This is a genomic window from Flavobacterium panacagri (genome assembly GCF_030378165.1).
Lineage (GTDB): Bacteria > Bacteroidota > Bacteroidia > Flavobacteriales > Flavobacteriaceae > Flavobacterium > Flavobacterium panacagri.
Genome location: NZ_CP119766.1, coordinates 3,712,548 through 3,726,002 on the forward strand (window position 1 = coordinate 3,712,548; position 13,455 = coordinate 3,726,002).

Annotated in this window: 9 protein-coding genes; 7 read left to right on the forward strand and 2 right to left on the reverse strand. The window is 33.4% G+C overall.

Going from position 1 to position 13,455, the window contains the following annotated elements:
- Positions 1-143 precede the first annotated feature (143 nt).
- The 5 genes from P2W65_RS16300 (at position 144) to P2W65_RS16320 (ending at position 8,287) form a co-directional block, all read left to right on the forward strand.
- On the forward strand, positions 144-3,308 hold the full coding sequence (locus tag P2W65_RS16300; RefSeq protein ID WP_289659124.1) for a SusC/RagA family TonB-linked outer membrane protein: 3,165 nt from the start codon (positions 144-146) through the stop codon (positions 3,306-3,308).
- Positions 3,309-3,320: 12 nt separating this feature from the next.
- Positions 3,321-4,745, forward strand: a complete 1,425-nt coding sequence (locus P2W65_RS16305) for a SusD/RagB family nutrient-binding outer membrane lipoprotein (RefSeq protein ID WP_289659126.1) — start codon at positions 3,321-3,323, stop codon at positions 4,743-4,745.
- Positions 4,746-4,893: 148 nt separating this feature from the next.
- Positions 4,894-6,261 carry a sensor histidine kinase gene (locus tag P2W65_RS16310; protein WP_289659128.1) on the forward strand — a complete coding sequence of 456 codons (1,368 nt, stop codon included), beginning with the start codon at positions 4,894-4,896 and terminating at the stop codon, positions 6,259-6,261.
- 413 nt (positions 6,262-6,674) lie between these two features.
- Positions 6,675-7,445: an alpha/beta hydrolase gene (locus tag P2W65_RS16315; RefSeq protein ID WP_289659130.1), complete on the forward strand. Its 771-nt coding sequence runs from the start codon at positions 6,675-6,677 to the stop codon at positions 7,443-7,445.
- A gap of 23 nt (positions 7,446-7,468) precedes the next feature.
- Complete coding sequence (locus P2W65_RS16320) at positions 7,469-8,287, forward strand: alpha/beta fold hydrolase (RefSeq protein ID WP_289659132.1); 819 nt, start codon at positions 7,469-7,471, stop codon at positions 8,285-8,287.
- Between the two features lie 68 nt (positions 8,288-8,355).
- Here P2W65_RS16320 and P2W65_RS16325 read toward each other — a convergent pair whose 3' ends face one another.
- Both P2W65_RS16325 and ilvN read right to left on the reverse strand, forming a co-directional pair.
- Positions 8,356-9,819: a glycoside hydrolase family 125 protein gene (locus tag P2W65_RS16325; protein WP_289659134.1), complete on the reverse strand. Its 1,464-nt coding sequence runs from the start codon at positions 9,817-9,819 to the stop codon at positions 8,356-8,358.
- A 150-nt stretch (positions 9,820-9,969) separates the two neighbouring features.
- The gene (gene ilvN / locus P2W65_RS16330; RefSeq protein ID WP_289659136.1) at positions 9,970-10,482 is read right to left on the reverse strand and encodes an acetolactate synthase small subunit; all 513 of its coding nucleotides are present in this window, start codon (positions 10,480-10,482) and stop codon (positions 9,970-9,972) included.
- A gap of 748 nt (positions 10,483-11,230) precedes the next feature.
- Between ilvN and P2W65_RS16335 the strand changes: the two genes are divergently transcribed.
- Both P2W65_RS16335 and P2W65_RS16340 read left to right on the forward strand, forming a co-directional pair.
- Complete coding sequence (locus tag P2W65_RS16335) at positions 11,231-11,779, forward strand: RNA polymerase sigma-70 factor (RefSeq protein WP_289659138.1); 549 nt, start codon at positions 11,231-11,233, stop codon at positions 11,777-11,779.
- Positions 11,780-12,238: 459 nt separating this feature from the next.
- A complete protein-coding gene (locus P2W65_RS16340; RefSeq protein WP_289659140.1) occupies positions 12,239-13,390 on the forward strand; it encodes a FecR family protein in 1,152 nt (383 codons plus the stop codon).
- The last annotated feature ends 65 nt before the right edge of the window (positions 13,391-13,455 follow it).

A 13,455-nucleotide genomic window follows, 5' to 3' on the forward strand; every position in this document is an offset into this window, starting at 1 on the left:
AATGTGTAGCCGGTAAAAAAATATACCATTCCTGTAGTCGCAGAAATGGTCGAGCTTAAAAAAATATACATCTCTAGAAGGGAAGCGGCAACAGATTTTTTCTGTTGAATGCAATCCTTGATTTATCAAACTAAAAAGAACTAATGAAAAAAATATTAAATAGATATATTGGATTATGTGTTTTATTGATTTCCATAGGTGCGACAGCTCAGGAAACACAGCCACTGATTCAGTCAAAAATTGGTGGAACAATCATAGATGCCGTTACAAAAGAACCTATTATTGGAGCATCAATTGTGATTAAAGGTACTACGCATGGTGTTCAAACCGATTTTGATGGTAAATTTTATTTCCAAACAGGACAAAAACTGCCTTACACCGTAATAGTAAGTTACTTGGGTTACAAAAAGAGAGAATTTGTAATCAATGAAAATTCAGTGGTTATTGATCTTACAGAAGAACAAAATCAATTGTCAGAAGTAGTGGTTACGGCACTTGGGATTTCAAAAGAAAAGAAATCTCTAGGATATACAACTCAAGCGCTTAAAAACAAAGACATTGCTGAAACAAAAGAAACGAACTTCTTAAATAGTCTTAGCGGAAAATTAGCTGGAGTTCGTATTACAAACTCTCAAGGAGATATGGGATCTTCTCGTATTATCATTCGTGGGGAAACTTCTATTGCAGGAAACAACCAGCCATTGTTTGTGGTAGATGGAGTTCCGGTAGATAACTCACAGTTAGGAAGTGTAGGAGGAGCAACGCGTGACTTTAAAAATGCCATTGCCGATTTAAATCCAAACGATATTGAAACTTTAACGGTATTAAAAGGACCAAACGCGGCGGCGCTTTACGGATCACGTGCGGCACATGGTGTGGTTTTGATTACCACGAAATCTGGAAAGAGCCAAAAAGGATTAGGAATCACTTTTAATTCTGGGATTACAATTTCTCAAGTTGCAACATTGCCAAGTTTTCAAAACTCATACGGACAAGGTTCAAATGGAAGATTTAGTTTTGTGGATGGAAAAGGAGGAGGAGTAAACGACGGTGTTGACGAAAGCTGGGGGCCAAGAATGGACGGACGTTTAATTCCACAGTTTTTTTCAAATGGTCAGGCAGTGCCTTTTGTTGCGCATCCTAACAATGTGAAAGACTTCTTTAATACAGGAGTTACATACGACAATAGTATTTCGGTTGCAAGATCAGATGAAAAATCAGATTTCCGTTTAGGAGTAAACAATCAAAAACAATTGGGAACAGTACCAAATAGTGAAGTAAACAAAACAAACTTTACCATTAACACGAATTACCAAATTTCAAAAAGCATAAAAGTAGGAGTTACAGGTAATTATATTACAACTAATGCTCCAGCTTTACCAGGTGGCCCATCGGGGAATCGTGCTGCAGGTGTAATGCTTCAGTTTTTATGGTTCGGTCGTCAGGTTGATATCAATGAGCTTCAGAATAACAGAGATGTGAACTGGAACAACAGCTACTACAGTAACCCTTACTGGAATGCTTATTACAATACCACAAGCCAGCAGCGTAACCGTTTTATTGGAGATGTGCATTTGGATGCAAAATTGGCTGATGGTCTTAATTTTAGATTCCGTACAGGAGTTGATTATTACAATGACCGTAGAAAATATACGATCAAATACGGTACAAACGGAACGCCTTTCGGATCATACGCTGAAGATGCTTACACTGTAAACGAACAAAACACGGAAGGTATTTTTACTTATACTAAAAAACTGAATGACGATTTTAGTTTAGACGCTCTTGCCGGATTCAATATCCGTAATCACAGCGACGCAAACAACTATCAAAAAGCACCACGTTTAGCGGTACCGGATTTATATACTTTAACGAATTCAAGAGATCCGTTGACATCATCAAATACATTGTCAAGATTGAGAGTATATAGTGCTTATGCTTCTGCACAATTAGGGTATAAAAATTATGCGTATTTAAATTTAACGGCTCGTAACGACTGGTCATCAACATTACCAAGCAGCAACCGTTCTTATTTCTACCCTTCTATTAATGGAAGTTTAGTTTTATCAGAAGCTTTAAACTTAAAAAGTAATACACTCGATTTCTTAAAAATACGCGGAGGTTGGTCTGAAGTAGGTAATGATGCAGATCCTTATCAGTTATCAACGATTTACAATTTCCAGACCGCATTTGACGGAAATCCAATTCAAACTTCTTCACAAAAGAAATTGAATGAGAATTTGAAACCAGAAACGACTCGTTCAACAGAGGTTGGTTTAGAAGCTACTTTCTGGAAAAACAGATTACATTTTGATGTGGCTTATTATAACACAAATAGTTTCGACCAGATTTTGGAAATCAAAACAACGGCTTCGAGCGGATACAATTCACAGTTAATCAATGCTGGAAAAGTAAATAATAGAGGTTTAGAGATTCAATTAGACGGAAGTCCTATTCAAACTGAAAACTTCAAATGGAATATTGGAGCAAATTACTCAAGAAATAGAAGTAAAGTAGAGATATTGGATTATGCAAGACAAATTCAAAACTATACAATTGGTACTTCAGGAGGCGTTGATGTATTGGCTTCTGTAGGACAAGCTTACGGAGCACTTTACGGAACTGCGTATTTACGTGATGCCAGCGGAAACATTGTTGTAGGATCAAACGGTTTACCAAAAGCAGATCCGACAAAAAGAGTTTTAGGACATTATACTCCGGATTATTTAGCAGGTGTGACAAATACCTTAACTTATAAAAATATTGAATTATCGTTCCTTGTTGATGCAAGTGTAGGTGGAGAAATTTTTTCAGGAACTAACAGAACAGGAACTTATACAGGAGTATTAGCTTCAACGCTTCCGGGACGTGGTGCTGAAAATGGTGGTTTAACTTATTATTTGGATGGTACAACAAAAACTCAGGTTCCAAACGGAACTACAGCATATGATGACGGTATGATTTTTAAAGGAGTATACGAAAACGGAACTCCAAACACTACAATACTAAGTGCACAAGAATATTACAAAGCATCATACAACATCAGTGAAGCTTATATCTATAGCTCAACTTTTGTAAAAATGAGAGAAATTAAATTGGCTTACAATTTCAATAAATCATTTGCTAGAAAACTGGGATTAGAAGGAGCAAGTATTACTGCTGTTGGACGTAACTTATTCTTTATCTATAAAGATGCACCTAATATTGATCCTGAAACGGCTTTCAATACTGGAAATGCACAAGGTTTGGAAAGTTTGTCTTTACCAACAACCAGAAATTTCAGTCTTAATGTTAATCTTAAATTCTAAAAACAAGAAATCATGCTAAAAAAGCTATCATATATAATCTTATTTGGATTGACACTGACCTCATGCAGTGATACTTTGGATGATATCAATAAAAATCCAAATGCAACCGAAACTCCACTGGCACCTTACTTGTTGACAGGCTCATTAAAACAAGGAGCTGATTTATACTGGGGTTCAGAAAATAACTTTAACTCGTCTTTGTTATTCGTACAGCATTGGGCTAAGATCCAATATACGGAACCAGATAGATACGATGTTTCAAATACTTCATTCACTTCTTTGTGGAATACAGGTTATGCAACCTTAATTACAGATTTGAATACGATTATTAATTTTCCAGATGCTCAGGCCAATTCAAATTACAAAGGAATTGCTTTAACGCTTCGTTCATGGACATTTTTATTGCTGACAGATGCTTACGGAAGTATTCCATATAAAGAAGCGGGACAGAAAGTGACTCCAGCCTATAATACACAAAAAGAAGTATACACAGGTTTGTTAGAAGATTTAGCAAAAGCGCAGTCTTTATTAAGCACAACAAATGGTACTGTTACAGGTGATTTGGTTTACAAAGGAGATGTAGCAAAATGGAAAAGATTTGTGAATTCACTTCGTCTCAGAATAGCATTAAGAATTGCTGATAAAGAACCTGCTTTAGCAAAACAAGCCGCTATCGATGCAACAACTGATGCAGCTGGAGTTTTAAGCAGTAATAACGATACTTTTAAGTTTACGTATATTGCTTCTCCTCAGCAAAATCCAGCTTCGGCTTGGTTTGAAACTCGTGATGATTTCCGTATTTCAAAAACGATGGTAGATAAATTAAAAGAGTTTTCAGATCCTCGTTTACCCGTTTATGCACAATTACCGTCAGATGCAACTGTTGGTACGTATGTTGGAGGTGGCAACGGATTATCAAATAGTGATGCGAACAACCAAGGTTTTGCTAAAACATCTAAACCAGGAACTTATTTCCTAACGTCAACATCGCCGGCTGTAATTTATTCTTATTCAGAAGCATTATTTAATCTTGCTGAAGCTGTTGCTCGTGGATATATTTCTGGTGATGCTGAAACGCTTTATAAAAATGCCATTACAGCATCATTCAATCAATTTGGAATTACAGATGCTACAGTAATCTCTAATTATTTGAATCAGGCAACTGTAAAATACGATGCTTCCAATTATGCTAAATCTATTGGTACACAAAAGTGGATTGCCTTTTTTGGACAAGGATTAGATGCCTTTACAGAATGGAGAAGATTGGATTTTCCAGTTTTGACAGCTGGACCCAATACTGTTTTGGATGGAAAAATTCCTTCTCGTTTTTTCTATCCTGGAACAGAGCAGTCATTAAATGGAATTAATTATCAAAATGCAGTGTCAGATCAAGGAAAAGATCTACTGACAACTAAATTATGGTTTGATGCTAAATAGATCCTATTTTTTGTTTTTTCGCTAAAAAGACAAAATATTTTTAAGAAAGAAAAATCTTAAGTAAAAGCCCTGTATCGCCCTAGTGATACGGGGTTTTTTATTTCGAATTTGTATATTTGTGATTATTTAAAATATTCTAAGTATATAAATGCTCCAATCATTACCCTTGGATCCTAAAACGATTTTTCTTCTTTACTTTTGGGGAAATTTATTTGTCTGCATTCTTATTTTCAGCTATTCCTTTTCATATGCTTCTACAGAAAACAGGAAAAAGCTCAATACGTTTGGTTTTGGAAAAGTACTATTAACCATAGGCTGGATATGTATTTTTTTGAGAGGTATAGTTCCAGATTTTATTTCGATCAACTTTGGTAATACTATTATTCTTTCAGGATGTTGGTACGAAACCATCGCGATAATATCTATGAATAAAGCTAAATTTAATAGACGTTATCAAATACAAACTGTTTTAACTGTTATTGCAATTGTGGTTTTTAATATGGCAGCTTTGCTCGGAGGATCAATGAATACCCGTATTATAATTATGTCTCTTTGTATATTTGCTATTTATCTGCTTCCTACAATTGGTTATTTTAGAGAGAAAGCGACAAATTTTTTCCGTGTATTTTATCTTCTTTGTTACGTTTCTTTTGAAATTTTAATTTTTATAAGGGCAGTTTATACCTATGTAAGCCCGCAGCAGCATTTTTTTAGGCAAAGTACATTTGACAGTTTATATAGTATTGGATTATTTTTGCTGACTCTTGTTGGGACTGTTGGTTTTCTATTATTGGTAAAAGAAAAACAGGATCTCAAAATACAGAAATTATTAAAGGACAAAAATTTATTCTTCTCTATAATTGCCCATGATTTAAAAGGGCCGCTGGGATCTTCGCTGGCTTTATCTGAAATTTTGTCTCAGGAAATTGATACCTACAGCCGTGAAGAAATCAAAGAGATTACAGAAATGCTTCATGATTCAAACAAAAACATTTATAAGCTTCTTGAAAACCTTTTGAATTGGTCGCGAATGCAGACTGGAATGATAGAATACAATCCGAAAATGATCGATTTAAACAGTTTAATTGAAGAAAACATAAAACTCAGCAAGAGTACAGCATTAAACAAAAATATTGATTTAAGGTTCGAATCAACAGAAGTTGTTAGTACAATGCTTGATAAAGATATGATTGATACCGTTTTAAGAAACCTTTTAACCAATGCTGTTAAATTTACAGAACAGCAAGGGGAAATTGTAGTGAGTCTTCATAAAACAAATAAAAAAGCAGAAGTATCTATTAGAGATAACGGAATTGGAATTCCGCTCAATATTCAAGAAAAGCTTTTTAAAATTAATGAAAAAGTAATTCAGAAAGGCACCGAAAATGAAATCGGAAATGGATTAGGTTTACTGCTCTGCCATGAGTTTATAAAAAAACACCATGGTGAAATCTGGGCTGAAAGTAAACTCGGAAAAGGCAGTACTTTTAAGTTTATACTGCCTTTAGAAAAATAAGAAAACCATATCTTTAATTTTTTAATCGAACAAAACTTCTTTTTTTCTTCAAATATTAATTTTAACCTTCTTAAGACTTGCATATTCAGTAATTTCTTAACCATTCCATATATTAAATTTTTTGTTCTGTTTGCTTACGTTGTATTATCCGTTATTATAATATGCGATATATGATGAATTTGCGAAATATAACTAATCTTAATACTAGTTTTAAGTGTATTTGTTTGATTTTTAGTAAATTAGTTGTTTAGCACGCTTCTTGCTTTTTCTTTTTCATTATCAGATTAGCTAAAAAAGGCGTGTTTTTTCTCTTAATAAACCACGTCTTCCAAATTTGATTTTCGGTACAGTTTACACTAAACTGAGTTGTTCTATAACTATAAAAAGCTGTTTACTAATTAAATATCAATTTTATGACAAAATCAAAATCTATTATTCTTGTTCACGGAAACTTTGTAAATGATGTTAGTTGGACAAAGTGGAAAGAACGATATGAACAGAAAGGCTACACGGTTTACACGCCTGCTAATCCTGGTCACGAAGGAAATCCTTCAGATTTAAGAAAAACAGTCCACCCTGATCTTACCAAAACTGGTTTTATTGATGTAGTAAATAATATCGCAAAACTGGCAGACAGTTTGCCTGAGAAGCCTCTTATAATTGGTCATTCGATGGCTGGAATGGCGGCAATGAAATTATTAGAATTGGATAAAGCAGCAGCAGCAGTAAGTATAGACGGTGCTCCTCCAAAAAATGTATTTCCGCCTTTTACAACCTTAAAATCGGTACTTCCTGCTTTTGGATTCTTTTCTTCCAGTAAATATTTCATGGGAAGCCGTGAATGGTATGACAAATGCTTCTTTAACACTTTGCAACATAGAGACAGAGCAAAAGCTTTTGATACTATTGCAGTGCCTGAAAGTTATAAAGTGAGTCGTGAATTGGTTTTAAATTCTTTTTCGAATATTGATTTCAGCAAACCACACAAGCCAATTTTATTTATTGGAGGCGCTAGTGATACTATTTTTCCAGCATCACTTACAACAACACTGGCTAGAAAGTATAAAGACAGAAATAGTCAGGTTGATCTGAAAATTTTTCCCGGAAAAAGCCACTTCATCTGCGGAGAACCAGGCTGGGAAGTAGTTGCAGATTATATTTTAGAATGGTATGAAAATCTATAATAACAATTAAAAACGAAGTTAAAATGGCTAAAATTAAAGTAAAAGACGGAACAGAGATTTATTACAAAGATTGGGGGACAGGAACACCAATTTTTTTTCATCACGGCTGGCCCTTGTCAGCAGATGACTGGGATGCACAGATGTTATTTTTCTTAGACAAAGGATTTAGAGTTATTGCGCATGACAGAAGAGGTCATGGAAGATCTACTCAGACTTATACGGGAAATGAAATGGACACTTACGCAGCAGACGTAGCAGAATTGACAGCATTTTTAGATCTAAAAGATGCTATTCATATTGGTCACTCAACAGGAGGTGGAGAAGCGATTCACTATGCAGCTAAATATGGCAAAGGCCGAGTTTCTAAAGTAATTTTGATTAGTGCTGTGACTCCGTATATGATTAAAGATGCCAATAATCCAGATGGTGTGCCTATTGAAGTTTTTGATGATATCCGTTTTAATACCGCAAACAACCGACAGCAGTTTTATCAGGATATTACTTTTCCATTTTATGGTTATAATAGGGAAGGAGCTAATATCAAAAAAGGAATTCAGGACAATTGGTGGCGTCAGGGAATGAACGGAGGAATTAAAGCACATTACGACTGCATAAAAGCATTTTCTGAAACTGATTTTACAGAAGATCTAAAAAGTGTTGATTTTCCAGTTTTGATTCTTCATGGAGAAGACGATCAAATTGTGCCTTATAATGTAACAGCACTTCGTGCAGCAAAATTGTTGAAAAATGGAAAATTAATTACTTATCCTGGACTTTGCCACGGAATTCCAACAACCGATGCAGATCGAGTAAACGCAGATATTTTAGACTTTATTAAGTAATTTGAAATAGTAAAATTGCTTTTAGATTAAAAAAAACAAAGCCTTCATTAATTATGAAGGCTTTGTTTTTATAAGTTTTTATCTTTTAAAACTTGAGGATATTTTTGACTGGTATGTACAATCATTTCGCCAAACAAAGTATTTGCCCACGCAAACCATTTTCGGGTAAATTTGTTTACATCGTCTTTATGAAAAGATTCGTGCATAAAACCCGTATCAGCATTAGTTTTAATCAAAGTGCTAATACATTGTTTTATTTCGTTTTCATCAATACTGGTAATGGCTCTTAAAACAATACTCATTGGCCAGATGGTGTCTACGCCAGTATGCGGACCTCCAATACCTTCTCCAGCTTTGCCTTTGTAGAAAAACGGATTATTTTCAGACAAAACAATTTTTCTTGTATTAAGATATAATGGATCATTTGGAGCAATTGCCCCTAAATACGGAAGCGACAATAAAGAAGGAACATTCGCATCATCCATCATATGAAAACTGCCATATCCATTGACTTCAAAAGCAATAATTTTTCCAAATTTCGGATGATTTATAATACCGTGCTCATTTAATCCTTTTTGAACTTGTTCCCTAAGTTCTTTTGCTTGATGAACCAAATCGTCGTCTTTTAAAGGAGGAAGAGAGAAAATCTCAATTAGATATCCTAATATTTCAATCGCAAACATATTACTCGGAATCAAATAACCAAATAAAGTAGAATCGTCACTAGGTCTAAAAGTCGAAACAATCAAGCCGCATGGTTTTACAGGATAACCATAACCCGCTAACGGAACGCCGTCTGTAGCCCAAGCCGTCTGACGCTGAAAACTATACGGACCGCCTTTGCCGTCCATTCTTTGCTGTTCTTTAAAGGTTTTTAGAACTAGTTTCATGGCCTCTTTCCAATGGCTGTCAAACATAGAAATATCGCCAGTTTCTTTCCAATAACCATGAGCCAGCCGAACAGGATAACACAAACTGTCAATTTCCCATTTTCGTTCATGGATTCCTGGTTTCATGTCTGTTAAATCATTTTTCCATTCACTTTCTTTATTGAAATCTTTGTAAAATGCATTAGCATAAGGATCTAAAATGATGCATTTCGCTTGACGATTTATAACACCTTTTACCAATTCGGCTAGTTTCGGGTCTTGTTTTACAAACGGAATATAAGGCCAGATCTGTGCAGTACTGTCACGCAGCCACATCGCATCGATATCGCCTGTAATAACATACGTATCCGGTTTACCGTCTATAACTTCAAAGTCAACCGTGGTATCAAGAGTATTTGGAAAACAGTTTTCAAAAATCCAAGCCAGCTCAGGATTTACAATTTGTTTTTTAACTTTTACGATAGCAGCCTCAATTGCTTTACTGGTAAATTTACGTTCTGCAAATGGTGGTCTTTGAGAAACAAAATCCTTTAACGGAAATTCGAAAAAATTGGAGTTAAACCCAAAAGCTTCCGATTGAATTGCGAATAATCCAGCAGAAAAAATGCCGGCATTTTTGATGAATTTTCTACGAGACTGCATAAAATTTTGGTTTAGAAATGGTTTAGTATAGTTTAAAGATAATCGAAACTTTATTACACTAAATAAACAATCTTTTTCATCATTTCATTTAAAATTAGACAAATGACGTTTACGGTACTTTAAACGACCACTTTCAAGATAAAAATACTTTTAAAAACCTTCAAACTCTTCTCTAAAACTTTTTCCTGATTTAATTAAAGCAATACGCGGACTTTTTACAAATTCGATAAGTCCATTTTGGATTAGAATATTTGTTAAGAGGTCAATTTCAGTTTCCTCTGCAGTAACTTCAAATATGATGTAATCCCTTTCAAGAATTTTATAAGTTGCATTATGCTTTTGTAATAATTCTTGAACATTATCTTTAGTTACTTCATAGGTAGGAAGTTTAAACAAAGAGGTCTGTGTGTGTACGATTTCAGCATTTGTATTAAAATAACATTTATAAACATCAATAATTTTTTCAATTTGTAATGCTAAATTTCTTACTGTCTCAAAAGTTTCTATAACAACAATGGTAAATCTGTACATGCCATTAATTTCACAAGATGAAATATTAAAACTCTCAAAACTGATTTTTCTTCTCGAAAAAATAACAGCGGTTTTATTAATTAGTCCCATTTGATCTTCGGTGTAAAATGTTAGCGTGAATTGCTCTTTCATTGGATATTTAATGCTTATTTATTAGTGAATTATTTTTAAGTTATTGTGGATTCAGTTTTGGTTTGGATCAAAAAAAAACCTTTCTCAGTAGGATGAGAAAGGTTTTTATTATGCAATACAATCCTGACTCATCACGGAGAATGAATAATGATAATTGCGATAATAATAATAGATGTTAAATTTTTCATGTTGGTTCTAAACGAAAAAACCTCCCGTTGAAGGGAGGTTTTAAAAATTGTACTGTAATACTTTTATATAAAAATTTACCTTACTAATATCGATCGATAATAATAGCGTTTTTAATAATAAGGGTAATAATTTGATTGTTCATTTTCTTTTGTTCTGATGGCAAATATATCGTTTTTTCCTAAACAATAGATTTTATTTCTGTTTTACATGAAAATTTTAGATTAGAAGAATTTCTCTACATCTTAAGATAAATATTCACTTAACGAAATCTCTTAAAATAAACGAATTTGTTATTTCAATTTTGAAAAAAAAATTAAGTCTAATTTTCATAATATGAGTTGATTAAGTTGAATTTTCTAAAGTGATTTAAAGTTTTAACTCTAAATTTTTAAAATCAGGAATCTGTTAAGCAAATTTTTTATTGAAACATATTTTACCTGTCAATTAACAATTTATTTATATTAGCAACAAAATAATAATACAAATGATTCTTTTTAACAAAACAAAAAAGAATAAAAAGGATTTGAGCTGAAATTTTTAAGACTTTCAAAAAGGAAATATGGGAGTGCAGTCTTTAAGTTTAAAGGAATATAAAAACGTTTTCAATACACTTTACCCTACATTGTGTCTGTTTTCGAACAAGTATGTTGAGAACCTTGAGGTATCGAAAGACATTGTTCAGGAAGTTTTTATAAAAGTTTGGGAAGATAAAATCGATTTTCATAATGATAGTACGATTAAGTCTTATTTGTATACTGCTGTAAAAAACCGTTCCCTTGATTATTTAAAAAGCAAACATTATAAAGTGACCGAATCTATAGGGAAAACAGATTTTGCTCAAATGGAAACTGATCCTTTTTTTTTAAGAGAAGTAGTCATTTCTGAAACTTCATTATTAATAGAAAAAGCTGTAAATACACTACCCGCAAAATGTGCGCAAATCATAAAATTGAGTATCAAAGGACTTAGCAACACCGAAATTTCTGCAGAACTAGGAGTTTCTTTAAATACCATTAAAACCCAGAAAAAGATTGCCTACAAACGTTTAAAGCCTTTATTGAAAGACAGTTTCTTTATTATTGCATTCATATTTGAGATTCGAAATTAATACATTGAGATAGCACGAACTGACGAAGCAATTCACGAATTATATTTTCAATATAAATTAGAGAAATAAAGTGCAAAGAATAAATTAGAGAAAATCCGTGAATTCGTGACGAAAAATAAATAGCCACGAATTCACGAATTATTTTTTATAAACGATATATGTAGTTTTTGCTGCAAATTAATCGAATTATACTTTGGCAATAAATCAGAGAAATAAAAGGCAAAGAATATATTAGAGAAAATCCGTGAATTCGTGGCGAAAAAAACAGCCACGAATTCACGAATTATTTTTTATAAACGATACGTAGATTAATCGAGTTATACTTTGGCAATAAATCAGAGAAATAAAAGGCAAAGAATAATTAGAGAAAATCCGTGAATTCGTGGCGAAAAAAAATAAACTTTTTTTTCACCCCTCTTTTTCTTTTTATCGTCTTAGCAATATATAACTATTACTAAGATGTCAATTTTCGAGAAAATACTTAAAATTTCCAGTCAAACCGCTTCCTCCATTTTAAAGCGTGAGAAACCAGAAGCGCTGAAAGACTCCGATCTTTTTACAGATTCAGATAAACAATATATATTGGAGCATCTTACTGATAAAGAACTTTTGAAAAAACGATCGGTATTATTGCAGCAGATTAATAAAAAAGAAGACTGGGAAGCCCTTCAGGATAAAATTGAAGTTCCAGTTAGAAAACTTCCTATTTGGAGATATGCGGCAGTGGCAGCTGTTATAGTATTTGTTTCCACGATTTATTTTTATAAAAACGATGTAAACGAAAAGCAGCCGACAAAAGTAGTGTTAACGCAGCCAGTTATCAAACCGGGAACAGACAAAGCTATTTTAGTTTTAGCAAATGGCCAGCAGGTAGCACTTGGAAAAGGTTCGCAGTACAGTTCAAAAGGAGTTCACAGTAACGGTACAGAAATTATTTACAATAATGAAACCGCTAAAACTGCGATAGCTTATAATTATTTGACCATTCCAAGAGGAGGACAGTTTTTCATCAAATTGGCAGATGGTACCAAAGTATGGTTAAACTCAGAATCTAAACTCAAATTTCCTGTAAGTTTTGTGGATGGAGAGCCACGCCAGGTTGAACTGGTGTATGGAGAAGTTTATTTTGATGTTTCGCCAAGTACAGCGCATAAAGGTTCTCATTTTAATGTGGTAACCAAAAACCAGAATGTTGAAGTTTTAGGAACTGAGTTTAATATTAAAGCATATCAAGATACTCCAGCAATTTTTACAACACTTGTAGAAGGTAAAGTAAATTTATCAGGATCTTTTGATAATACTATTCTAAAACCAGGATATCAATCGGTATTAGAAAATAACCGTATTCGAGTTGCAGCAGTAGATGTTTTTAATGAAGTATCGTGGAAAGACGGAACTTTCAGTTTTCAGGAAATGCCTTTAAAAGAAATCATGAAAGTATTGGAAAGATGGTACGATATTAAAACCGTGTTTAAAAACAAAGCTGTAGAAAACAGAACCTTTAATGGAATATTAGATAAAGATCAAAAAATAGAAGAAATTCTAAATATTATTAGCAACACAAACAATATCGCGTATGAAATAAACCAAAAGACTGTAATTTTTAAGTAAGTAAGGAAATTATAAGTTAATAAAAAAAGGGAAAAGTGGTTAGTGGGTCGAAGTACAAACCATCT

What these genes read in the sequence shown, in the direction of transcription:
- P2W65_RS16300 (WP_289659124.1), top strand. Translation starts at nt 144, where the DNA reads ATGAAAAAAATATTAAATAGATATATTGGATTATGTGTTTTATTGATT.
- P2W65_RS16305 (WP_289659126.1), top strand. Translation starts at nt 3,321, where the DNA reads ATGCTAAAAAAGCTATCATATATAATCTTATTTGGATTGACACTGACC.
- P2W65_RS16310 (WP_289659128.1), top strand. Translation starts at nt 4,894, where the DNA reads ATGCTCCAATCATTACCCTTGGATCCTAAAACGATTTTTCTTCTTTAC.
- P2W65_RS16315 (WP_289659130.1), top strand. Translation starts at nt 6,675, where the DNA reads ATGACAAAATCAAAATCTATTATTCTTGTTCACGGAAACTTTGTAAAT.
- P2W65_RS16320 (WP_289659132.1), top strand. Translation starts at nt 7,469, where the DNA reads ATGGCTAAAATTAAAGTAAAAGACGGAACAGAGATTTATTACAAAGAT.
- P2W65_RS16325 (WP_289659134.1), bottom strand. Translation starts at nt 9,819, where the DNA reads ATGCAGTCTCGTAGAAAATTCATCAAAAATGCCGGCATTTTTTCTGCT.
- ilvN (WP_289659136.1), bottom strand. Translation starts at nt 10,482, where the DNA reads ATGAAAGAGCAATTCACGCTAACATTTTACACCGAAGATCAAATGGGA.
- P2W65_RS16335 (WP_289659138.1), top strand. Translation starts at nt 11,231, where the DNA reads ATGGGAGTGCAGTCTTTAAGTTTAAAGGAATATAAAAACGTTTTCAAT.
- P2W65_RS16340 (WP_289659140.1), top strand. Translation starts at nt 12,239, where the DNA reads ATGTCAATTTTCGAGAAAATACTTAAAATTTCCAGTCAAACCGCTTCC.